Here is a 20,024-nt window from a genome sequence, read left to right on the forward strand (position 1 = left end):
CTTTTTCTTTAAATATCAGTTCACACCCTGCTGTCTTTTATGCTGATATCTGAGCTTGAGTATCCTGTTCCTGTGTCGAAACACGGACATAACCGATGAGCATAATTGCGATTTCTTGTTGCCATTTTTTATATGGCAATACATTTTTGGAACGCGCAAGCCCGCATAGTTACGCTTGCGAAGGCTAGATTGCATAAACGAACGTTTGTGCGTGATGGAGGAAGGAGAAAAGTTGGTTGTTATCGCAGCTACCCGGTCACTACCCAAATTGGTTAGATTTTAGTGGCCACAATGAATTAGATATTGAACCATGTGGAAAGTTTGATTTATCTTCTTATTATTGTAGGGTTACACAGTAAAAAAAAGATTAATGGTGAGCGTAATGCAAGTGATAGTCGTTTACAAAAATGAAAGCCCTTTTATTTTTACGATGCCGAAGTATGAAAGTGTGTTTCTGTATCAGGATGGTAAGGGAAATGTACAGGTGCTGGACGTGAATATGCACTTCCTTGAAAAGGAAGATAAAAATGTTTCCACAATCATCACTGCTTCAGAAAGGATGATTACTGATACAGAGTTGAAGAAGCTCGTCAGACAATTACACTACCCGACTTAGTGTAAATTTTTGTGAAAATATGTAATTTTTCAGGGTGCCGGTATATTATTCATGAGTTTTTTATTATAATAGAAAATTAAGTGTTTTACCATGTAGCATAGTCTGCGTTGCATATGGAAGGAACCATGCGACCATTTTTAAAGGTTGTATGAATGTATTCAGTTTCTGCTTGCCTTACAGATATTCATTATCTTAATCTGTCATATCTTCTTCTCCTTCAGCGTATTTCCTGCACTCAGGAGGTTTCAGTGCTTACCGGCGTTAACTGTGAACTGCTGGCGACCATAAGAGATCTGCCGTTGCCAAAACTTGCGTCACTGGCTGAAACTAACCAGCTGATTATAACAATCAGGCAGGATATATTGCTGCCCTGAAAATCAGTATCTCACGGTACGCGACGAGAATGCAGGCTGTGTTATCCAGCCTGCATTGTTTTTTTATTACCTGCTGGATATACAGCAAGCTGAAACGAAGCCGTCAGACAACCCTTGAAAATGATCTGCCCGAGATTCTGAATACTCATAATAACGAGGAACAATACCTGCCTACTAAGGAGAACAAACAATGATGCCGGCAGTACCAGACCGGGGCGTTTCCTTTTCGGCCACGCAGCTGCCGGTGGCCATCGACTACCCAGCCGCGCTGGCACTTCGCCAGCTGGCCCTTGCGTATGATGAACTGCCAAAATACCTGCTGGCGCCGGAGGTGAGCGCCTTGCTCCACTATATTCCCGATCTGTACCACAAGAAACTGGTCGCCACCCTATGGAATTCCGTCGCACGTGTCAACGAAGCCGTGGCATTGGGCCTGACGGATTTTTTGCTGCATCCGCCCTACCCGTTCATGAAGCTAGCCACGCTCAAACAGCGGACAGAAAAAGCCGCCAGAACAGCAGGCAGTGCCCCTGCCGGCAGTCAGGTTCACCGTCTGGTATCACTCTCTGCTCCGCATTATGTCAGCCAGCTGGAGATGATGGTGGCCACGCTGAAGATCCCCCAGGAACGAAAAACAAGAAGAAAGGCAGAATGAAAAAGGCTCGTACCTGGAATATTACCGATCGAACCGTGCGTACCTGGCTCAGCGAAGCCATGGAGGCCGCAGTGGTCCACGGAGTGACCTTCTCCGTGCCAATAACCCCTCACACGTTCCGGCATAGTTACGCGATGCATATGCTTTATGCCGGTATACCGCTTAAGGTGCTGCAGAGTTTAATAGGGCATAAAATAGAATAAAAGAAGTTCTGGATGAACATACAATGGGCTGTCAACAACGGGTAAAAAGTGATCCAACTTGTTTACTCAGGAGCAGCTTCCGCTATAACCACGGCCTTTCGTTTCTGCTTCAGTCGATAGCTCTCTCCTTTTATTTGGACTACGTGTGAGTGATGTAAGATCCGGCCCAGCATCGCCGTTGTTAGGGCTGTATCCCGGCGAAGGTCTGGTCCCACTGCCCGAACGGCAGGTTAGAGGTCAGGATCATCGCGCTCTTTTCGTAACGTTTGGCGATGACCAAGAAGAACAGCTTGGCTTCCTCCTGACTGAACGGCAGATAGCCTATTTCGTCGATGATGAGCAGTTTTTGGGTCATGACACCGCGATTGAGTCTCGTTTCGTAACGCCCCTGACGCTGCCAAAAGACCAGCCGCTCTATCTGTCACATGCTTACGTGACCGCGCCGGGCGGACGGGATAATGACACCGGCGGCGAACGTGCAGTCTCGATGGGGGATATCGACCAGTTTGAAGCGGTCGACGTGGGCGCGCCGTTTAAGCTGATGCAGGAGCGAAGCCCGATGGATGTGGCCATCATGAAGCAAATTTTTAAGGAGTGGCCAATTTTTGGTGGTCGCAGGGAAGCTTCACTTCAGGCTGCACAGCAGGGCTGACGGTCTGGCAAAAAAAAGGGCCGCAGGCCTATGTCACCTATCACAATGCCATCTACGCCACCGGTCATAATGAAGGCAAACTGACGGCGGAGGATATTCACGGGGCAGCGTCAAAGGCGGGGCTGGCCACTCCAGCTCCTGGCGACCATACCGCGACCCTTGAGAAAAACAGTAACCTGGCAGAGGCGCTGGGACTCACCGGAACGCCGGGGATCATCGTCATGCCCGTTAGCGGAGCCACTCCTGACACCATCACGGTCTTTCCGGAAGCCGTTACCGCTGAAAAACTCCAGGCTGCAATCCGGAAAGCCAACAGGGTGAAATGATCCTCAGTCCGAAGAACGTCTCCCGCCAGAGACTGTTTTTTATGTTCCGCGCGTAAATGCCATCTTCCAGTTCCTTTCTCCTGCGCTTCCTCGATCAGGCCTGCCGGCCTGATACTGCGGCGAGCGCTGCCGGTTATAGTCCCTTAAGGGCAATTAGCATGCAAACTATGGACGGTTATCTGGTCTAACATCTGGAAAAATTACTGACGAGAAGGTAGTATTCGGATCGTCAGCGATCGTCTTGTGGTGGGACAGATTGTTGATTCAGATTACTTTTGTGACCTAACTCAAACTGACGGTTTGACTGCTTTGTGGTGAGGCAGACGGGTGGCAGAAGATGGTTTTACGGAAGAAATGCGGACTTCCGGAAACAAACAGGGACAGGACGTGTCCAGTAAAACGTTCAGGAGCAGGTGACGGGATTTCCCGGAGCCTGAATGCACAACCCCCCCGAAATCTGTCATCAACTTGGCGGAAGAGTCAGATATCAGGGGGTCCAAAAGCAGGCGCGTTGCCTGTGAAGGATTATAACGCATGCACCATAGAAAACAACACCCGGCCGCCATAAGAACAGGCCGCCGTGAATGACAATCAGATTTCTGTTCACTGGTCAGATCTACCGAAAGATGAGCTAACCCGTTTCTGGCAGGATGTTGATGCCGGCACTCAGGGTAATTTCCTCATTGCACCGGTCAAAAAACTGACTCGCCGCAAACGCGGTGAGCATTCCACAAAAGCCAAATGTGAGAACCCGGCCTGGTATCGCCCGGAGCATTATAAAAAGCTCTCCGGACAACTCGGTCATGCCTACAATCGCCTGGTGAAAAAAGACAAGGAAACCGGGCAGGTCAGCCTGCGCATGCATGTTTCTCGTCACCCTCTCTATGTCGCCGGCCGCCGTAAGGCGCGACGTAAATATGGCTTCCGTCCGGAACGTCAGCGCCTGCTCGATGCCCTCTGGCCAGTGCTCATCAGCTTCTGTGATGCCGGCAAGCATACCGTCGGCATGTGTATCTCCCGTCTTGCAAAAGAACTCAGTGCAAAGGACGCAAAAGGCAATGTCATTCCGGAAACAGAAGTGACGGTGTCACGCCTTTCGCGGCTTATTGAGGAACAGGTACGGTTTGGCGTTCTGGGCCTCGCAGAAGAACGCGCCTGGGATCGTGAATCCCGCACCTGGCTGCCAACATATGTCTATATCACCCCCGTGGGATTCCAGATGCTGGGCGTCGATATGGACAAGCTGTTTAAAGAGCAGGAGAAGAAGCTCCGTCAGAGCGCCGAGCGTGAGCAGCTGATCCGGGAAGGGGTGATGAGCGAACATGATGATGTTCAGCCCCATTCCGCGCGGAAATGCTGGTCCGGCCGTAAGCGCCGGGAGGCACTCGTTTACCGCCGCAAAAATGGCGCGGAGCGTAAACGTGCCAACAATCTGATTAAGCTGCCGGCAGATGAACGACTCCATGCAATGTCTGAATGGATTTACCGCACCCTGCCGCCTGACGAAGCGTACTGGTGCACATCTGAGCGCCTGAAGGCTCTGGCCATCCAGCAACTTTACCAGCTGGATCTGGCGCTTTCTCCACCTGACTAGTCACAGACGAAACAACAGTCTTTCTGTTTACAGGCCCCTAACCGGGGCTTTTCGTGCTGGTTTTTTTAGGCCATTCTGCTCATTTTTCATCCTTTACTCCTTTCTCCTTCCGGTCACCATGACGTTCGGCCGGTCGTTATGGTCCGCAATGGCCACTGTCTCTTTTTTTTACACAGAAATCCGCAAATGAATAAGCGAAGTAACCCGGAAATGAATAAAAGACATTCCGCAAAACAGTCTTACTTCACCGTTTTTATCTCTCTGTCCATTACATTCCAGAGTAGATCTTTGTCTTCGGCTACTCTGTGGATAACGTAAAATGCCTTCGCATGCAGCGGCCTCACGGCCGCGCGCTCAGAAGAAAATCAAAAGTACCTCCCGTCGCGGGCGCCGGGCCCCGTTCTGGCCAGAACCCAACACTGCATACTTACCTGACCCCTGCTAAACCGACGCCGCCCCGGCCCGTAGGGCCGGAACACCCTCGCTTTAAGAGGGATGTTGTAACTAATATTAAGAGTAGCTGCAGATAAGTCGCGGTAATCCCTTCATACACGCTCGTAAGCGCCTGACGGCGCTAACGCGGAGATACAGCCCGTCAACGGCCAGAGGCCTTGACGGACTCACTCCGACCGCGCACATTAGTAATGGGAAAGCTTCAAGCGGGTATGGCTTTGCAGGGAAAGGGATGGGATTGGCAGAACCTATCAATCCGTAACGGCTGATGCCGGTTACGACGCCCCTCACCAGAATCACCCAGTTCAGCTCAGGCTGGCGTCTCCATGCCGCTTCGCGGCATACATTTACCCTTTAAAGCAGGGTTGCCTAAATCCGGGAGCACGATAAGCTTAAACGGGTGATTTTCAATCAGGATGAGTAAAATGGATATAATTCTTCCGGGAAACAAAAGCCAGGCACGACACTGGGCAGAAACCATGATTAATCTGGAGGCCCGCAAACTCGTCAATACCGCTAACATTGTTGGCGCCCGACATCTGGGGGATGGATTGACGCGTCTCAAATTCATCGATGAAATTAAATCTGTCATTAATGGCGAATTTGAGCGTGCCCGGCGGGCAAAGTCTGACGAAGAGTGCATGACCTGCCTGCGTAACCTGCAGGCCGAAAACAGCAGTCTGCTTGAGCAGAGCCGTCAGCTCCAGACCGGTTTTGCGAAACTATATGCCCAGATCAAATACGTCAGGGATGAAGACCGGATGGTCGGTTATGTCATCTCAGGAATTAAAGTGGTGCTGGCAGGTATGCAGGGCGCATTTGGCTTCGTGCTGACTTCCTCAATGACCCCCGTAGGCGTTCTTGCCGGGGCTATTCTGATTGTCGACTCGGCTAACACGATAACCCGTGAAGTTGGTCGTCAGTTCCTGAATGAACCTGACACGCAGGGTATGTTTGGTGATGGTGCCATGAACATCGCTAAATTCATGGGATTTGAACGATCAACAGGGTTAGGGATATACAACGGGATCGCGCTCGCAGGCAATATCTACAGTGTCTATGGATTAATGGCCAGACCTGGGACATGGCGTCTTTTTAACTATATCAGCACCGATTTTTACCGGAAAATCGACACCATGTCCCGGGGTAAACTGACAATGAAAATTGTGGGATGGGGGGTAAAGGCTAAGGTTGTTTTCGATCTGATCACTTCTGATGACGCTGGGAAATGAGATTTTCCCGGCGGTAATGCCATGATTTATAGGCCAGCTTCAAAGGCATGGTAATCGTAAACAGAGTGCCAAGAACAAGAATAGCCACGCCGAAGGAAATGGTATGCATCCTCGAGCCAGCCAAAAGTGTGACCACAAAAATCAGTAACATGACTGACAGCACCCATATCAGGGCCTTAAAACGGTTTGCCAGATCGTTCAGCAGGGTATCCATCTCCGTACCCGTTTTAGCTGAACTGGCCCGGAGTCGGACAATGTCCTCTTCACTGAAGCCGTGGTTCATCAGATCACTTTCATTGTTCATGCTTCTCTCCTTTTCCCTGCGGGAAGTTTAACATGCCCTGCGCTAATAACCAGTTAAGCCCGACCGATAACCTGTCAGGTGGTTACGGGCTATCACTTTTGCTGAAACCTGCCCCGGGCATTCTTCTGCAGGCGGAATGCTTTCCAGCCAAGAGCCGGTGGAAAGGTCAACCAGGCAATGGCCAGGACAACGAGGGAACTCATGCCGCCAGACAGAATATGTGTCCGGCTGCCGGCGATGAGGATGACCAGCATAATCAGAACGAGCGCGACCGTGATCCATACCGATACCCGGAAGCGTCGTGAAAGTGCTGCAATAAGGCCCTGCATAGTGCCATCGGTTGCTGAAAGCCGCCCCAGTAAAGTATCCACATCACGGTTACTGAAACCTGCCTCAAGCAGATCTTTCTCACTGATAGCCATCACGTCATCCTAAGTCAGCCAAAAGTTGTCTGTACCAGACAAATAATCCCTAGGTGGCCGGCGTAAGCATAATAAAAGAAATTACGCGGCATGAAACGCCTGCGGCCATCCGGACAGATTCTCCTGCAGAAGGAAACCACTGCCAGGGGGAATGCCAGAGTAGGCAGCGTGGCCAGTAATAATGTTTCTGCGGGTAGATCCAGGAGATGCGATAACCCGTTTAAACAAATCAGTGACAGCACGGCAGTAATGGCCGCCAGCCGCTGCACTCCGGGTGTTTCGTTGCCAGAAACGGTTGCCATACTGATGGCCAGCGTTATTCCTGCCAGCCCGTAGCTTGCTGGCTGCAGTGGCCAAATCATGAGGGCCAGGAGAAGATACCCGGCAAGCATTCCTTTCCGGCCGTACCGGTACTGCAGGGCAAGCAGCTGTGTGACGCCGGCGAACACGAACAGAATGTTCAGGGCCCACCAGGGCTGGTGATGCGAGAAGGCCAGGCTGAACACCGGCTGCGTGATGACTGCCCAGATCCACAGACGATTGGCTCTCTTCTGAAGTCGTTCCGGGGTGCGCTGTACGTTCATCGCCCATATAAGCGTGAACAGGGGGAAGGCCATCCGGCCAAGCGCATACATCACCGGCCAGGCTGGCGACAGAAACACCGTATTGGTGTGGTCGATAATCATGGCCAGAAGTGCGAGAAGCTTGACCATATCCAGAGCAGCGGGACTGAGCTGGCTGGCATTCCGGATACTGGGAAGTACGTCGGGTACTGAATGATTCATGCTGTATATTCCCCTGGCGACACGCGGTTAACAGCCAGCCCTGAACATAATGCCAGAATGCCCTGCCTGTTTGCGCTGTGACCCTGACCTTAAGTTTCTCCAGAATCTTGCGTGCCGCAAATTCTGATTTATCACGCAGCACACGCATTGCGCCCGCCGCATCCTTATTCTGAATACAAATACTTAAAATATGAAAATCGTTCACACTGCCCCCTTTCTTACACTCTTATTATCGGCTGTATGAATATTACATTTAGTGCGGTAGGAAAATTCCTAATAATATTTTAAAATTATCATTCTGGATCTAAATGGCTGACGATAGTTTATTAATTATTTACATTGCTTGCTGATGCCTTTTCCCTGACCAGAGCGAAATCTTCACGAATAGATTTTGCGGCTGGCTTCCACCCTTTAGCCCATTCCTCGTTCATACGGCCTTCACTGACGATTTTCAGGGTGATGGCATAAGGGGTGCGCTGCAGTTTCTTCGACAGCCAGAGTATATGATCATCGATTCTGTCATCCGGAATATCCGAAATAATCGAATGGATAAGGTCCAGGTCCTCCGGTGTCCACGGTTTTCCGGAACGCGGAAACACTTCATCCGGAAGGCGTGGTTTTTTTCCTTTTCTTCTTTTACCTGCTTTCTGGCTTCTTTTTCAGCTGTGATGAGGCGCTGTCGTTCTGTTAACCCACCCAGGGTTGCAACCGTCCTGACCATATTTTCGCGCTGCTCACGCGTAATATTTACTTCACCGCATATAATGGCATTTAACGTATCGATAAGAATTTCCAGTTTGCTTTCGGTTAATTTGAAAGTCATACAATAATCCACCTTAATTTTTATTCGTTTTTTGCTCATCCTGATGCAGACTACGCCAGCGCCACGGCTCTGTCTGACCCGGTTCTGACCAGAGTCCGACTGACTGACGGCGGGCTTCGGCCTCCAGAACAGCGTAGTCTGGCCGGACGGGGTTTTCGTGGTACCGGTATGCCCAGGCCAGGCCTTTGCGTACCTGTTCGGCATTTACATCCGTCATACCAAGCCATATGGTACCCAGCAGACGTCCATAGCGATCCGTTTCACTTCCCGTGACGGTTACGGGCCGCTGAGCCACCATCGATGAGAGTTCCTGACGCGAACGCTGGCCAAAGGGCTGGCTCTTTTCCGGCGCATCGATGCCAGCCAGGCGAACGCGCGTCAGTCGGTTTCCTGGATCAAGTATCTCAACGGTATCCCCGTCCAGCACGCGCACAATCCGGCCGCTGATATCTGCACTGGCCGAAAACGCCACAACGAACAGGACCAGTGAGCAGAACTTCCGTTTCATTATTTGTTATCCCAGGTAGTATACATTGCGGTTATTAAGCATGTAAATTTCAACTCGGCTTATCCTCCAACGAGGCTTTTTAAAGGAATGCCAAACATTGAATGTAATTTCCGGATCATGGGCAGCGTTAGATTACGTTTGCGGTTAAGCACTTCATAGACCCGGTTAGATTTTCCAATTGCCGGCTCAAGATCTTTTACAGTCAGCCCCTGCTGTTCCATCCTGAACTTAATAGCTTCAATCGGGTCTGGGGCTTCGATAGGAAAGTGTTTGTTTTCGTATTCATTAATCAACACGCACATGATTTCAAAAAAGTCTCCCTCCGGGGTATCGGCAGGAGGTTCATTATCAAACATAGGCTCCACGGCGCGTAACGCTGCTTCATAGTCCTGTTCAGTTTTAATAGGTTTAATCTGCATAGGGTTTACTCCAGGCTGACAGTTTCAGCATCTATTTTGTCATGTTCTTTATGCGTACCAATGAATTTGATAAACATCCATCCTCGCTGGTATGCAATCGCAACAATTAACCGGTAGTCATTTCCCTTAATATTAAAAACCACACGCCTGTTTTTAAGGATACTGGCACTGGGGTATTGTTCTTTGATTTCTGCCGGGGTTTTCCATTCAGCTTTACTGGCTTCATCTACCCAGGCTTTTAGCGGCTGCTCTGCATCGGGATTCGCTGTCCAGAAATCCCTCAGTGTCTTGATAGCTATTATCTTCATGTCATGATGATAGTCCCGTTTTAGGACTATCTCAAGTTTTTTGTCCCATTACGGGACTTTAATTTATCTCAAGAGACATGCCAGAGTGTCAGGGTGGGTGTATGCCGGTACTGAGAAAATTCATATTTTTTGTTGCCTGACTGGCGTCGTGACACAAGCATCGGGTATGCAAGACTCAGGATGCTCCTGGGCCACAAGAGGTACTATCATATGACGCTGAACGAACTCGTTACCACTACAGAACAGGCCAGAGCGAACTACCGCCGGCATGGTACTCGGACATCCAGAATGCTCTATGAATTCTGGTATGTACTGCTGGGAAAGAAAGCTTTTGACCAGCAAAAGCTGGCGCTCAGGTGTCCGGCTGCGATGCACGAAATGTACCGTCTGGCGATTAACGCGCCGTAGAACTCTTCAGTTACAGGCAGAGCCGTGAGAGCGGCTTTGCTTACCGGCATTAAGCAAAAAATCCAAAATCTCCGATGGGGCTTCAACCTGGCTGCGGCCCAGGGGCTATGGAGAGGATTTGAAGCACTAATAGCCTGGGAAAATAACGGAAAAAGCGTTATTTTCTCGCCTTCGATATAGTCATTATCCAACCGAAACGGAGTTTAAAATGGCTGATCACGTATCAGAGAGGGAAATTGCAGAAGCGGTAAAAGTTTATGAGGGTGAATGTAACCGAGGAGCGGCGCAGGGAAAGGAAGCGCAGGCTGCCCTGGTTAAAATCAATAGAGCGCTGGCGTATCGCGGGCGCGAATATTGCACTTTAACAATGGCCAGATACGGGCACGCCCGATCGCTTGACTACATCAGGCGCGGTTTGGTTGATGATGTAAAACTCAACGAACATGGACAAATTGTTGGCAAACGCGGGGAAATAATTCCGTTTTATACAGATCACCCATGACGGGTATCTGGAGTTTCGGCGTAAAACCCAGTAACAGGCAGAGCCGCGAAAGGGGTTTTTGAAGAAACTTCCCTGAACTGCTTTTCTGGTGTGCAGATCCACTCAGCCAATGAGCTGCAGGGCATAACTGATATTGAGGCCTGTCATATTGGTATTGAGGGCCTTCATCATGTCTGCACTCGAATACCTGACATTGTCCTTCAGGCTTCCCTGATAGCCTTTTGACGTGACCACTGCCAGTTGTTCCGGATTGCAGAGGGCTTTCCTGCCGGCGAGCAGGTCTGACTCAACGGCACGCAGATAAAGCGGGGAGGCCGCGACCACAAACCGATCGTCAGGTCTTGCCTGCATCAGCATCTTCAGGGAGGTACACCGTCGTTCCGAAGGTGGACGCGTTGTCAGCCGTTCCCAGTGAGTGCGATGGCAGAACGGCATCGTGGAGAACGTCGCTTCATACGGGACCACGGGATCAGAGACATGAAGTAGCCCCAGGCCAGCGGATAAAATCCACATCTCAGCACCACTACGCGCCGCAACTGCAGCTGCCCTGCTCCAGTGCTGGCCTGTATACAGCTCGCCGGCGGTCATGGGGCGCGATCCGCGACGGGCCTGCGCCAGTCTTTCCATCCAGAGCCCGTAAGCTCTCTCCTCGTCACGTTCATCCGGAAAGACCGCATCACCTGCAGCCATAGTTTTGCGGCGCGTGCAGGTGACGATGAGATGGACGTCAGGTCGCGTTTTATAACAGACAGGCATTATTTTCGAGCCGGTATACGAAGCTTTTGAAGGAGCAAAATTTCCTTATCATCCAGTTCATCCCCATGCTTCAGCTTATTAAATATCATTTTGTATCTCTTCGCTCTTCTCCATGTATGAATACTGGCCAGCACAGCGGTTAATGCAATTATCATGGCAATAATTGATATGTAACCTGATGTATTTTCAGGCATTTTCTGTTCTTCATGCGGGCGAGGGAATAAAGACGCACCTGCCACTGTTCCGGCGCGGAACTGAGGCAGGATCTTCGTGGAGACCAGCAGAGGCATGACGCCAGGCGCCCTGCCCTGACGCAGGCAGCAGACTGTCCTCACGAATCAAGGGGTTGCTCAGTTAGTTCTGAATGAAATCGCTCACGTACCCGACTCTCAATGAGAGATTTAGCGATATTCAGTCGCTCAATTTGCTTCTCTGTTGACCACGACGGATTATCAATGCTGTTTTGCACGCTTTCCGGTACAAATGTCTCCAGCAACACCAGAAACTCCCTGGCAGAACTGATATTCCCTGCCTGATTATGGAGTAGCTCGGAAACATATTGTCGGGCTTCTGTTTCATAGTATGAGTTGTCCGGATGAACCGGGAAAAGGTCATACCCCAGTTTGCTGTAATGACCCCGGAAGAAATGTTCTTTTGTCATATTCTGGATCCCTGAGCTTGCGGACTGTTAATCCTCAGCGCTATATCGTTAAGATATTCCCCGGCGGGTTATCGACGGAGACCGCGTTATTCCTTTCATCTCCTGAACCCGGATATCAGGCTCACTGTGATGTTCTCTCTCCCGCTCCGGCGTCGTTCCACACAATCACCCTGGCCAGAAGCTCCGCCACCTCCTGCCCCGTGTAGCTGGCCAGGATCGCCAGCGCCCGGGTGCCCGCTTCACGGGACAGCGGACTGCAGAACCCGAATCCGTCCGTCATCAGGAGCCACTGCAGACGTTCCGTCCAGCGCTCGCCGGGTTTGCGGACCGGCGAAAACACAATCTCCGTCAGCTGCTCGCGGTTGCAGTACAGCTGGCGCTGCTCCAGTTCATCCAGCAGGCTGTTCAGTTCGCGCCGGTCAGCGTCTTCCTGACTCATCTGCGGCCAGCGGATGCGGTGCCACTGCAGCTCCTGCGCCTGGTCGCCCGTGAACCCCGCGCGGGCCAGCAGGTCGGTCAGCGCGGCCTCCGTGTCATCTTCACAGCCGGCAGCCGCGAGCGGGAACGCCTCCGGACTGTCGCGCAGAACGTGCAGCAGGCGCGCCGGTGCCGGCAGCGCCCGCAGGGACGCTTCAGGCCTGACCACGGCCAGGCGAATATCCTCAGTCAGCCCGGTGATCCCCAGAGCCTGCAGCGCGGTGTCCAGCTGGCGGTACCAGGTGCCGGTCAGGTCCGCCGGCGCGGTACCGTCCGGTGTACCCTCCTCCGGTACGGCACTCTCATTGATCTGCACCCGGACCGCAATCCCCGCATTGTGGCAGGCCTGCAGCCAGGTGGCGACCTGCAGGGGATCGCCTTCCTGGCGCGTCACCTGCCCGGCCGCGCTCCACAGCTGCAGGCAGGTGGTGCCGTCAAGACGGATGACGTAGTCGCCCCGGCACGCCAGGTGCCAGCGATCATCCAGCGCCACCGGCCGGTCGTCAGCCTCATCTGCCGGGCTGCACGGGACCAGGGGCAGAACCCGGACCGCCGTCGCGCGATGCTCCGCCAGGACGCGCGCCTGTTCGTCAGCCAGAAGCGGGGCGGCCAGCGCACGGCCGGCACCCGTCAGTTCAACGGCCAGCCGCAGGGTCGGGGCGCGAAGGCGGCGCAGCCAGCCCGCGGCTTCCATCCGCTGACAGGAGGCGCGGAGGTTCGGTCCGTACACCGGGGCGTCCCCGCCCTGCGCCAGCACCCGCTCTATATCCTTAGTTGCCACCGGCCCGGGACGTTTCTCCTCCAGGGCGGCCAGCACAATCAGCACCCGACGCTGAAGCGGTGACGGGCGACGGGCGTTAGCCGTTGTCACGATACTTCGCCCTCGTTCTCAATGTAGGCATTCAGACGCTGCCAGTCAGCATCGATGCGCTCCGTATCAGGAATGCCCTGATAACCACGCAGGGCGAGACTGTGCCAGAACATCAGTATGTCGTTGGCCATAATTTTCTCATGGACATAAAACTCACCGGTCCTGCTGAGATTCCGTTTTTTTATCTGCGCTTCCGTTTCCTGCAAAAGCTGCTCATAGCTGAGTGAAAACGTCACTTCCTGATCCATCCTGCACGCTCCGTCTGATAATGTCCGGTTAGGTGTAAAATCATACTAAGTATGATTTATTACTAAATGTATAAACATCATATCAGGTATGATTATGTGATTAATGATAAATATCACATTTGGTATGATTTTATATGTATTGCTTTATTATCATATCCTTTGCTGTTTTTCCGCCAGTCAGATCCGAAAACTCCCGAAGTCGGATCTTTGCCGACACTCTGAAAGATAGGGCGAACTGTTCTGCATTTTTTTGGGGATGGGGACGGTATGAAGGCCAACGACGAACGAACTACGGAGGCAAGGCTTGCTGAAAATGGCATTTCATCGTCCAAATAAAAAAAGATACCTCTTCTTTCAACCTTAACAATTCAAAAAAATTTTAAGCGCAAACCCATTAGCTCTAATGACAGGAAGCTTGACTTGACAAGCTGTTACCATGATGACAACCTGATTCCATATCAGGAGGGGCTATGACTCATATAAAAACAGATCAGCTGACTCAGGTCGTTCTCAGCGTTTTCCGGCTTAACGGTGCTCTGACAGAATGGGGAGACAGATTTGTACGGCATGAAGAACTGTCCAGTACACGCTGGCGAATGCTGGGTGCCGTAGCTCTGGCTCAAACCCCGTTAACAGCCCCCCAGATTGCTCTTACTATGGGGGTTACCCGGCAGGGTGCCCAGAAACAGCTTAATTTGCTGACTGAGTCAGGTCTGATGGAGACACACGTCAATCCCCTGCACAAGAGATCCCCCCTGTATAGCCTGACGGCGCAGGGTAAGTCGACCTATAACCGTATTAACGAGCGCTGGCAGCATCAGGCAGCAGAAATGGCAGATCAATTCAGCCCGGCCGAACTGGAAGCGACACTGCATGTGCTAAAGGCACTGGTCGATATTCACGAAAAGTCGTTGTCGGGGCATCCCCAGTGAAACGCCGGATCCATGCTGCCGCCTCGCTGTTGTCAGCGCTTTTTCTGGCAACGTTCTGGACCTCAACTTTAGTCGCCGAACTTTTCTTGTCAGCCTCTACAGTTGCAGAAGTGAAGCAGTTCATAGCTTATGCTCTGATGGGCTTTGTGCCGCTTATGTTGCTGACGGCCGGCACCGGGTTTTCGATGGGGGGCAGGGTTAATCATCCGCTTCTTAACCTGAAACGGCGCCGGATGCCGTTTATTGGTCTCAACGGTCTGTTTATCCTGGTACCTTCAGCCTTGTTCCTGTCTGTTCGCGCTCAGGCTGGTCTGTTTGACGGTCTTTTCTACAGTATCCAGGCGATTGAGCTTATTGCAGGTTTCCTGAATCTGATACTGATTGGGTTGAACATCCGGGATGGCTTTAAGCTAAGCCGTCAGCATCGTGCCCGCCAAGAGCATTCATGATCAAAGAAGTGACCTTAAAGGAGGACCTATGCGTGCTGCTGTCGTTTCACGTTTTGATGCACCGCCATCATATGATGAGTTCCCGGATCCCGTTGCGGGTGAAGGCGAAATCGTGGTGCGAGTTCTGGCTGCCCCACTGAGCCCCATAGTTAAATATCTGGCTGCCGGGAAGCATTACTCTGGCAGCGGTGAAGCTAATTTTGTACCAGGCATCGATGGCGTGGGTATCGCTCCTGACGGCCGGCGAGTCTATTTCCTGTTTCCTAAGCCTCCGTTTGGCTCTATGGCCGGAAAGGTTCTGGTCTCAGCGGATTCGGCAGTACCGGTACCTGAGGGCGTGGATGACGCACAGGTGGCAGCAGTGGTCACAGCAGGACTTTCCTCCTGGGTTGCTCTGACTCTCAAAGCAAAATTCAGACGCGGTGAAGCGGTTCTCATTAACGGTGCCACTGGTTCAGCGGGGAAGATGGCTGTTCAGATAGCTGCATGGCTTGGTGCAAGCCGAATTATTGCTACCGGACGCAACAGAAGAAAACTCGAGCAGTTGCCAGCTAACGTAGAGAAAATTGTGCTTGATGACTCCGCTGATGAAGCGCTTCGCAAGGTTTTCTCCAGTCAGGTTGACGTTGTTCTGGATTACCTCTGGGGGGAGCCGGCAAAGCGGATAATTACACAGGCTACAGCAAACCGCGGCTCAAAACTGGGAGAACCCCGGCTACGTTTTGTTCAGATTGGATCCATAGCGGGAGAGAAAGTTACTCTGCATGCCGATTCATTCCGCAGCTCTGGCCTTGAAATGCTGGGTGCCGGTATCGGCAGCCTGCCTGTTCAGGGGCTAATAGCCGGCGCTGGTGAGTTGCTGGCAGCATTGCCTGAAGCCGGATTTGCTACACCTGTTAAAACCTGTGCCCTTTCCGGAGTCGCACAGCGATGGGATGACGAAACAGATGAGGAAAGAATTGTTTTTATTCCCTGATGCTTCAGAGTGTAAGGCAACTGACTTCAGTACAACATACGATTCTGAAACATTCAGTAATGTATGAAAATGCCTATCAGGAACAAAGTTCACAGGGCAGCCATCATGCTGCCCTAACGATAATTACCAGTTCTGTCGGGTCGGAGAAATAATCAAATCATTCACCGTCACGTTTTTTGGCTGGTTAAGGGAGTAAACTACCGCGCTGGCCACATCCTGAGGACTGATGGCGATTTTTGTTAGCTCCTGGGCCACTTTGCGTCCTTCCGGATCACTCACCTTATCTGCCCAGCCAGTATTGATAACGCCGGGACTGATTGTGTTGACGCGAATTCCTTTGTTAACGCCCAAATCCTTACGCATCGATTCCGTCATGGCATGGACAAAGAATTTTGTGGCGCTGTAGACGCCAGCTCCGGCGTCTACCTGATGTCCCGCCACGGACGCCATGTTGAGGATTTGCCCGTCCTTTTGTTCCAGCATGCCGGGAAGCACCGCCGCAATGGCGTTGAGGTAGCCTTTGATATTGACGTCTACCATTTTATTCCAGTCTTCCCATACCACGTCGCTCCAGCTTGAGAACAGCATCAGGCCTGCGTTGTTAATAAGAATATCAACGGATCCGAAGGTGTCTGCGGCGTAATGAGCCAGCGCGCGGGTATCTTCCATGCTTGTCACGTCTGTGACCAGGCTTGCAGCCTTTCCGCCTTCAGACTGAATCTTCTCTACTACCACGTCGAGGCCGTCCTGATCTAATGCGGCAGCAACGATGTTCACGCCGTGACGTGCCAGTTCCAGGGCAGTAGCAGCGCCGATACCCGATGATGCACCGGTAATGATGGCCGTTTTATTTTGCAGGTGGTTCATTCTTTACTCCTTTATGTACAGGTACAGACGGCGGGAAAAAGCCCGCCGACACGTTTATCAGTAGTTCCCTTCCGGCCAGTCCGTATAGCCTTTGGCACCGCCGCCGTAGTAGGCCTCTTTCGGCGCGATGGTTAGTTCGGCCCCGTAGCGCAGGCGCTTCACCAGATCCGGGTTGGAGATAAACAGGCGACCAAAGGCAACAGCGTCAATGATCCCTGCATTCCGGCGGCTGATGGCCATTTCAAGGTCATAGTTGTTATTTCCAATGAACGGACCAGTAAAGAGGGCGCTCAGCGCGTCCATATCCACGTCTGCCGGCACCTCCCGGGAGGTGGCAGTTGCCCCTTCGACGAAGTGCAGGTATGCCAGGTTAAAGCGGTTCAGTTGTTTAATGAGATAGCCATACATGGCCATAACATTACTGTCCGGCGGAGTATTTCCCGCATCCGGCGTTACCGGAGAGAGACGAATGCCGACTCTGTCGCTACCCCAGATATTGACGATGGCTTCCGTAACCTCCAGTGTCAGGCGGGCACGGTTCTCTACTGAGCCGCCGTAAGCATCGGTGCGATGGTTTGTGGAATCCCGCAAGAACTGATCGAGAAGATAGCTGTTGGCTGAGTGAACCTCCACGCCGTCAAAGCCTGCGCGCAGGGCGTTTTCTGCCGCACGTTTGTATTGCTCAATAATGCCGGGGATTTCGTCTGTCCCGAGCGCGCGCGGGGTGGAAACCGGGACAAAACCATTCACCGTGTAAGTCTGCCCTTCAGCTTTGATAGCAGAAGGTGCTACCGGACGTTCTCCATTCGGCTGCAACTCCACGCTTGAAAAACGGCCCACGTGCCAGAGCTGGCAGACAATTTTGCCGCCTTCAGCGTGGACGGCGTCGGTAACTTTCTTCCAGCCGGCAACCTGCTCTTCGCTCCAGATCCCCGGCGTAGCCGCATAGCCACGGCCCTGAGCTGAAATGTTGGTAGCTTCAGAGATAATCAGGCCAGCACTGGCTCGCTGAGCATAATAGGTCGCATGAAGTTCATCAGGCACACCATCCTCACCGTAGCGGCTGCGGGTGACCGGGGCCATTACGATACGGTTAGCCAGCTGAAGGTGTCCCATAGTGACAGGGGAAAATAAATCGGTACGGGTACTGTTGTCAGTCATAATTACTCCTGGTAGTTGACCGGTCGTCTAGTATTTGATTAAAAAAATACGGCTACGCAAGCAGCCGCATGGTCGCATTCATCGCTTTATCAAATGCCTTTTCAGGCGAATGGATTTTTGCCATGAGAGAAGCACCCAGCCAGAGCTGGTAGAGTTCTTCTGCCAGTTCTTCGGCATCAGGCGCCGCCGTGAGAGAGCCGTCGTGCTGTCCTTCACGTATGCACTCTGCAATTTTGTGCACGATTTTTTTTGTGCCAGCTGCCAGAACGTTTCGCATGCTGTCGTACTGATCGCAGACTTCTGCGCCCAGCTTGACGACAAGACATTTACTTTCCGGCAGATCAGCCCCCTGCGTGACTCTCCAGAATCTGAAGTAGTGAATCAGTCGTTCCCTGGCGTCCCCGTTACCCGCAAGGGCCGTGTCCACCTGCTGAAGGTAATGAACGAAATAGTGTTCAAGCAGGGATTCCGCGAACTCTTCCTTGGACTTGAAGTAATAATAAAAGGACCCCTTAGGGATGCCGGCTGCGTTAACAATTTCGGCAATCCCCACGGCACTGTAGCCTTTGTGGGTGATTAATGCTCTCGCCACATCGATGATGTGCTGACGCATATCGGGTGTGTGTTTTTTCATAGTACGGATACTGTAACTAAAAAACTGACCGGTCGTCTAGTTATTTAATATTTAATTTGTGCGATCGCCCCCTCATCGGGGCAGCAACCTGACAGCGTGCTGACCGATCATATGCAGGGTACCCGCCGTGGCACCATCCTTCGCTTCGATGGACATACCCTCCAGCAGCGTGTTCAGAACCGTCGCCAGGCCGGCAGTATTTGTATCTTCCGGCAGCTGCTTTTCCTGTACAGCCCTGATCAGCCTCCTTTCAAACAGGTCTTTTCCTTCCTGCCTGAGTTCACTCACTGCCCTGACAACATCGGATGAGTCCGCTGACACATTAATGGCCGCAAGAACCACCATACAGCCACACGGGGCTGACGGTGAAATCAGGATATCTGCCGCGTCGCGAAAAAATGTTTCAATGGCCACGTATACATCCTGTCCCTCTTCCAGCTGTTCCCAGGTGGCTTTCCAGTACGTACGCTCATAGTAGTTCACGGCTTCAATGAACAGTTTTGCCTTGTTGCCAAAAGCGGCATAGAGGCTCGGGGGATTGATTTCCATCGCAGCGCAAAGTTCAGCCACCGAAGATGGCTCATAGCCTTTACGCCAGAAAAGATCCAGCGCTCTCAGTAGTGCCTGGTCCCGGTCGAAGCTTCTTGGCCTGCCTTTTGGCTTTTCCACTCCGGCATGCAGTTCGCAGTCTTTCATCTCTGTCACTCAAACATTCTCTTGACACTTTATATAGCGATCACTATACAATAAAAACATTCCATAGTGAACGCTACAGAATATTGAGAAGCCAATGACAGTACTCCTCTCCTCTCTGATGCTGTATGTGCAGTCTGCAGGCATGGCAGGCGCAGCGCTGTTTATCACGGTTTTTATCGCGGGAACGCTGTTGTTTTTTCCCGCTTCAATACTGACTGCCCTGGCAGGCTGGCTTTTTGGCGTGACGGGCGGAACGCTGATTGCACTGCTGGGAGGGATGATGTCTTCAGTGCTGGCTTTCGCGCTGGGAAAGAGCCGCCTTTTTCCGCTTGCTGCCCGGCTTGCTGTCAGGAATCGCTACCTGAATAAGGGCCTTTTGCTGACGCAGCAAAACGGCACTGCGATGGTTCTGCTGCTGCGTCTGAGTTCGGTAGTGCCGTTTGCCCTGCTTAACTACAGCCTTGGGGCGAGCGGTATGTCGTTCAGAAGGTACCTGGCTGCAACGGTGCCGGGTCTGATCCCAGGCACGTTTATTTATGCCGGTGCGGGGGCTGCTGTGTCAGATGTGAACACGGTGATTCAGGGTGGCTTTTCGCCCGTGGAATTTATGCACAACACCAGTGTGTTAACCGGATGCGCAGGCGTACTGACGGGCCTGTTGCTCATGTATTTGCTTCAACGAAGCATACGAAAAAAAACGGGGTTCTGAACG

The 20,024-nt window shown here is 52.0% G+C and carries 26 protein-coding genes and 3 pseudogenes; 12 read left to right on the forward strand and 17 right to left on the reverse strand.

The features are described from left to right. Positions 1-382: 382 nt before the first annotated feature. From ACWKXN_RS19545 to ACWKXN_RS19555, 3 genes and pseudogenes are all read left to right on the forward strand, one after another. A complete protein-coding gene (locus ACWKXN_RS19545; RefSeq protein ID WP_454544173.1) occupies positions 383-616 on the forward strand; it encodes a hypothetical protein in 234 nt (77 codons plus the stop codon). Positions 617-768: 152 nt separating this feature from the next. Continuing rightward, the gene (locus tag ACWKXN_RS19550) at positions 769-990 is read left to right on the forward strand and encodes a flagellar transcriptional regulator FlhD (protein ID WP_454544174.1); all 222 of its coding nucleotides are present in this window, start codon (positions 769-771) and stop codon (positions 988-990) included. 190 nt (positions 991-1,180) lie between these two features. Then, positions 1,181-1,839, forward strand: a pseudogene (locus ACWKXN_RS19555) (tyrosine-type recombinase/integrase); the annotation flags it as partial. Positions 1,840-1,910: 71 nt separating this feature from the next. Here the strand turns inward: ACWKXN_RS19555 and ACWKXN_RS19560 are convergent. Beyond that, positions 1,911-2,245, reverse strand: a pseudogene (locus tag ACWKXN_RS19560) (ATP-binding protein); the annotation flags it as partial. 177 nt (positions 2,246-2,422) lie between these two features. Between ACWKXN_RS19560 and ACWKXN_RS19565 the strand changes: the two are divergent. The 3 genes and pseudogenes from ACWKXN_RS19565 to ACWKXN_RS19575 all read left to right on the forward strand — a co-directional run. Next, a pseudogene (locus tag ACWKXN_RS19565) lies at positions 2,423-2,826 on the forward strand (DsbA family protein); the annotation flags it as partial. 580 nt (positions 2,827-3,406) lie between these two features. Next, a complete protein-coding gene (gene repA / locus ACWKXN_RS19570; protein ID WP_454544175.1) occupies positions 3,407-4,420 on the forward strand; it encodes a plasmid replication initiator RepA in 1,014 nt (337 codons plus the stop codon). Between the two features lie 878 nt (positions 4,421-5,298). Beyond that, on the forward strand, positions 5,299-6,105 hold the full coding sequence (locus ACWKXN_RS19575; RefSeq protein WP_454544176.1) for a DUF4225 domain-containing protein: 807 nt from the start codon (positions 5,299-5,301) through the stop codon (positions 6,103-6,105). On the opposite strand, the gene ACWKXN_RS19580 is transcribed toward ACWKXN_RS19575, so the two are convergent. The 7 genes from ACWKXN_RS19580 to ACWKXN_RS19610 all read right to left on the reverse strand — a co-directional run bounded on the left by ACWKXN_RS19580 (position 6,080) and on the right by ACWKXN_RS19610 (position 9,674). After that, the gene (locus ACWKXN_RS19580; protein WP_454544177.1) at positions 6,080-6,409 is read right to left on the reverse strand and encodes a hypothetical protein; all 330 of its coding nucleotides are present in this window, start codon (positions 6,407-6,409) and stop codon (positions 6,080-6,082) included. The two genes, ACWKXN_RS19575 and ACWKXN_RS19580, sit on opposite strands and share 26 nt — an antisense overlap. A gap of 92 nt (positions 6,410-6,501) precedes the next feature. Then, positions 6,502-6,831 carry a hypothetical protein gene (locus ACWKXN_RS19585; RefSeq protein ID WP_454544178.1) on the reverse strand — a complete coding sequence of 110 codons (330 nt, stop codon included), beginning with the start codon at positions 6,829-6,831 and terminating at the stop codon, positions 6,502-6,504. Between the two features lie 14 nt (positions 6,832-6,845). Further along, the gene (locus ACWKXN_RS19590; RefSeq protein ID WP_454544179.1) at positions 6,846-7,616 is read right to left on the reverse strand and encodes a TraX family protein; all 771 of its coding nucleotides are present in this window, start codon (positions 7,614-7,616) and stop codon (positions 6,846-6,848) included. Positions 7,617-7,942: 326 nt separating this feature from the next. Further along, positions 7,943-8,215 carry a hypothetical protein gene (locus ACWKXN_RS19595; protein ID WP_454544180.1) on the reverse strand — a complete coding sequence of 91 codons (273 nt, stop codon included), beginning with the start codon at positions 8,213-8,215 and terminating at the stop codon, positions 7,943-7,945. A gap of 237 nt (positions 8,216-8,452) precedes the next feature. Beyond that, positions 8,453-8,947 carry a thermonuclease family protein gene (locus ACWKXN_RS19600; RefSeq protein WP_454544181.1) on the reverse strand — a complete coding sequence of 165 codons (495 nt, stop codon included), beginning with the start codon at positions 8,945-8,947 and terminating at the stop codon, positions 8,453-8,455. A 59-nt stretch (positions 8,948-9,006) separates the two neighbouring features. Next, positions 9,007-9,366, reverse strand: a complete 360-nt coding sequence (locus tag ACWKXN_RS19605) for a helix-turn-helix domain-containing protein (RefSeq protein ID WP_029403836.1) — start codon at positions 9,364-9,366, stop codon at positions 9,007-9,009. A 5-nt stretch (positions 9,367-9,371) separates the two neighbouring features. Continuing rightward, positions 9,372-9,674 carry a type II toxin-antitoxin system HigB family toxin gene (locus tag ACWKXN_RS19610; RefSeq protein WP_454544182.1) on the reverse strand — a complete coding sequence of 101 codons (303 nt, stop codon included), beginning with the start codon at positions 9,672-9,674 and terminating at the stop codon, positions 9,372-9,374. 616 nt (positions 9,675-10,290) lie between these two features. Here ACWKXN_RS19610 and ACWKXN_RS19615 point away from each other — a divergent pair. Next, positions 10,291-10,584 (forward strand): hypothetical protein, encoded by a 294-nt coding sequence (locus ACWKXN_RS19615; protein ID WP_454533201.1) that lies wholly within the window; start codon positions 10,291-10,293, stop codon positions 10,582-10,584. 102 nt (positions 10,585-10,686) lie between these two features. Here the strand turns inward: ACWKXN_RS19615 and ACWKXN_RS19620 are convergent, their stop codons facing one another. From ACWKXN_RS19620 to ACWKXN_RS19635, 4 genes are all read right to left on the reverse strand, one after another. After that, the gene (locus ACWKXN_RS19620; protein ID WP_454544183.1) at positions 10,687-11,274 is read right to left on the reverse strand and encodes a DUF6884 domain-containing protein; all 588 of its coding nucleotides are present in this window, start codon (positions 11,272-11,274) and stop codon (positions 10,687-10,689) included. Between the two features lie 65 nt (positions 11,275-11,339). Continuing rightward, on the reverse strand, positions 11,340-11,630 hold the full coding sequence (locus ACWKXN_RS19625) for a hypothetical protein (RefSeq protein ID WP_454544184.1): 291 nt from the start codon (positions 11,628-11,630) through the stop codon (positions 11,340-11,342). Positions 11,631-11,671: 41 nt separating this feature from the next. Beyond that, positions 11,672-12,001: a hypothetical protein gene (locus ACWKXN_RS19630; protein ID WP_454544185.1), complete on the reverse strand. Its 330-nt coding sequence runs from the start codon at positions 11,999-12,001 to the stop codon at positions 11,672-11,674. Positions 12,002-12,122: 121 nt separating this feature from the next. Then, positions 12,123-12,794 carry a hypothetical protein gene (locus ACWKXN_RS19635; RefSeq protein ID WP_454544186.1) on the reverse strand — a complete coding sequence of 224 codons (672 nt, stop codon included), beginning with the start codon at positions 12,792-12,794 and terminating at the stop codon, positions 12,123-12,125. A 21-nt stretch (positions 12,795-12,815) separates the two neighbouring features. On the opposite strand from ACWKXN_RS19635, the gene ACWKXN_RS19640 reads away from it, so the two are divergent. Next, on the forward strand, positions 12,816-13,322 hold the full coding sequence (locus ACWKXN_RS19640) for a hypothetical protein (protein ID WP_454544187.1): 507 nt from the start codon (positions 12,816-12,818) through the stop codon (positions 13,320-13,322). A gap of 23 nt (positions 13,323-13,345) precedes the next feature. On the opposite strand, the gene ACWKXN_RS19645 is transcribed toward ACWKXN_RS19640, so the two are convergent. Continuing rightward, positions 13,346-13,597, reverse strand: a complete 252-nt coding sequence (locus ACWKXN_RS19645) for a hypothetical protein (RefSeq protein ID WP_454544188.1) — start codon at positions 13,595-13,597, stop codon at positions 13,346-13,348. 470 nt (positions 13,598-14,067) lie between these two features. Here ACWKXN_RS19645 and ACWKXN_RS19650 point away from each other — a divergent pair, with 470 nt between their 5' ends. The 3 genes from ACWKXN_RS19650 to ACWKXN_RS19660 are packed head-to-tail and all read left to right on the forward strand — an operon-like array spanning position 14,068 to position 15,954. Beyond that, a complete protein-coding gene (locus tag ACWKXN_RS19650) occupies positions 14,068-14,529 on the forward strand; it encodes a MarR family winged helix-turn-helix transcriptional regulator (protein WP_454544189.1) in 462 nt (153 codons plus the stop codon). Continuing rightward, on the forward strand, positions 14,526-14,978 hold the full coding sequence (locus ACWKXN_RS19655) for a hypothetical protein (protein ID WP_454544190.1): 453 nt from the start codon (positions 14,526-14,528) through the stop codon (positions 14,976-14,978). Before ACWKXN_RS19650 ends, ACWKXN_RS19655 begins: the two co-directional genes overlap by 4 nt. A 28-nt stretch (positions 14,979-15,006) precedes the next feature. Beyond that, the gene (locus tag ACWKXN_RS19660; protein ID WP_454544191.1) at positions 15,007-15,954 is read left to right on the forward strand and encodes a quinone oxidoreductase family protein; all 948 of its coding nucleotides are present in this window, start codon (positions 15,007-15,009) and stop codon (positions 15,952-15,954) included. A gap of 123 nt (positions 15,955-16,077) precedes the next feature. Here ACWKXN_RS19660 and ACWKXN_RS19665 read toward each other — a convergent pair whose 3' ends face one another. The 4 genes from ACWKXN_RS19665 to ACWKXN_RS19680 all read right to left on the reverse strand — a co-directional run bounded on the left by ACWKXN_RS19665 (position 16,078) and on the right by ACWKXN_RS19680 (position 19,312). Next, positions 16,078-16,821 carry an SDR family oxidoreductase gene (locus ACWKXN_RS19665; RefSeq protein ID WP_454544192.1) on the reverse strand — a complete coding sequence of 248 codons (744 nt, stop codon included), beginning with the start codon at positions 16,819-16,821 and terminating at the stop codon, positions 16,078-16,080. Between the two features lie 57 nt (positions 16,822-16,878). Further along, positions 16,879-17,982 carry an alkene reductase gene (locus ACWKXN_RS19670; RefSeq protein ID WP_454544193.1) on the reverse strand — a complete coding sequence of 368 codons (1,104 nt, stop codon included), beginning with the start codon at positions 17,980-17,982 and terminating at the stop codon, positions 16,879-16,881. A 52-nt stretch (positions 17,983-18,034) separates the two neighbouring features. Then, positions 18,035-18,616 carry a TetR/AcrR family transcriptional regulator gene (locus ACWKXN_RS19675; RefSeq protein WP_454544194.1) on the reverse strand — a complete coding sequence of 194 codons (582 nt, stop codon included), beginning with the start codon at positions 18,614-18,616 and terminating at the stop codon, positions 18,035-18,037. 72 nt (positions 18,617-18,688) lie between these two features. Then, on the reverse strand, positions 18,689-19,312 hold the full coding sequence (locus ACWKXN_RS19680) for a TetR/AcrR family transcriptional regulator (RefSeq protein ID WP_454544249.1): 624 nt from the start codon (positions 19,310-19,312) through the stop codon (positions 18,689-18,691). Between the two features lie 142 nt (positions 19,313-19,454). Here ACWKXN_RS19680 and ACWKXN_RS19685 point away from each other — a divergent pair, with 142 nt between their 5' ends. Beyond that, positions 19,455-20,021 (forward strand): TVP38/TMEM64 family protein, encoded by a 567-nt coding sequence (locus ACWKXN_RS19685; RefSeq protein ID WP_454544195.1) that lies wholly within the window; start codon positions 19,455-19,457, stop codon positions 20,019-20,021. The last annotated feature ends 3 nt before the right edge of the window (positions 20,022-20,024 follow it).

The organism is Enterobacter sp. UPMP2060 (assembly GCF_053709655.1).

Bases quoted from the DNA above. Each gene is read 5' to 3' on its own strand.
- ACWKXN_RS19585 (WP_454544178.1), bottom strand. From the start codon at position 6,831: ATGGCTATCAGTGAGAAAGATCTGCTTGAGGCAGGTTTCAGTAACCGT.
- ACWKXN_RS19545 (WP_454544173.1), top strand. From the start codon at position 383: ATGCAAGTGATAGTCGTTTACAAAAATGAAAGCCCTTTTATTTTTACG.
- ACWKXN_RS19600 (WP_454544181.1), bottom strand. From the start codon at position 8,947: ATGAAACGGAAGTTCTGCTCACTGGTCCTGTTCGTTGTGGCGTTTTCG.
- ACWKXN_RS19670 (WP_454544193.1), bottom strand. From the start codon at position 17,982: ATGACTGACAACAGTACCCGTACCGATTTATTTTCCCCTGTCACTATG.
- ACWKXN_RS19675 (WP_454544194.1), bottom strand. From the start codon at position 18,616: ATGAAAAAACACACACCCGATATGCGTCAGCACATCATCGATGTGGCG.
- ACWKXN_RS19605 (WP_029403836.1), bottom strand. From the start codon at position 9,366: ATGCAGATTAAACCTATTAAAACTGAACAGGACTATGAAGCAGCGTTA.
- ACWKXN_RS19610 (WP_454544182.1), bottom strand. From the start codon at position 9,674: ATGAAGATAATAGCTATCAAGACACTGAGGGATTTCTGGACAGCGAAT.
- ACWKXN_RS19590 (WP_454544179.1), bottom strand. From the start codon at position 7,616: ATGAATCATTCAGTACCCGACGTACTTCCCAGTATCCGGAATGCCAGC.
- ACWKXN_RS19665 (WP_454544192.1), bottom strand. From the start codon at position 16,821: ATGAACCACCTGCAAAATAAAACGGCCATCATTACCGGTGCATCATCG.
- ACWKXN_RS19680 (WP_454544249.1), bottom strand. From the start codon at position 19,312: ATGAAAGACTGCGAACTGCATGCCGGAGTGGAAAAGCCAAAAGGCAGG.
- ACWKXN_RS19645 (WP_454544188.1), bottom strand. From the start codon at position 13,597: ATGGATCAGGAAGTGACGTTTTCACTCAGCTATGAGCAGCTTTTGCAG.
- ACWKXN_RS19660 (WP_454544191.1), top strand. From the start codon at position 15,007: ATGCGTGCTGCTGTCGTTTCACGTTTTGATGCACCGCCATCATATGAT.
- ACWKXN_RS19620 (WP_454544183.1), bottom strand. From the start codon at position 11,274: ATGGCTGCAGGTGATGCGGTCTTTCCGGATGAACGTGACGAGGAGAGA.
- ACWKXN_RS19580 (WP_454544177.1), bottom strand. From the start codon at position 6,409: ATGAACAATGAAAGTGATCTGATGAACCACGGCTTCAGTGAAGAGGAC.
- ACWKXN_RS19550 (WP_454544174.1), top strand. From the start codon at position 769: ATGTATTCAGTTTCTGCTTGCCTTACAGATATTCATTATCTTAATCTG.
- ACWKXN_RS19685 (WP_454544195.1), top strand. From the start codon at position 19,455: ATGGCAGGCGCAGCGCTGTTTATCACGGTTTTTATCGCGGGAACGCTG.
- ACWKXN_RS19650 (WP_454544189.1), top strand. From the start codon at position 14,068: ATGACTCATATAAAAACAGATCAGCTGACTCAGGTCGTTCTCAGCGTT.
- ACWKXN_RS19625 (WP_454544184.1), bottom strand. From the start codon at position 11,630: ATGCCTCTGCTGGTCTCCACGAAGATCCTGCCTCAGTTCCGCGCCGGA.
- ACWKXN_RS19630 (WP_454544185.1), bottom strand. From the start codon at position 12,001: ATGACAAAAGAACATTTCTTCCGGGGTCATTACAGCAAACTGGGGTAT.
- ACWKXN_RS19615 (WP_454533201.1), top strand. From the start codon at position 10,291: ATGGCTGATCACGTATCAGAGAGGGAAATTGCAGAAGCGGTAAAAGTT.
- ACWKXN_RS19575 (WP_454544176.1), top strand. From the start codon at position 5,299: ATGGATATAATTCTTCCGGGAAACAAAAGCCAGGCACGACACTGGGCA.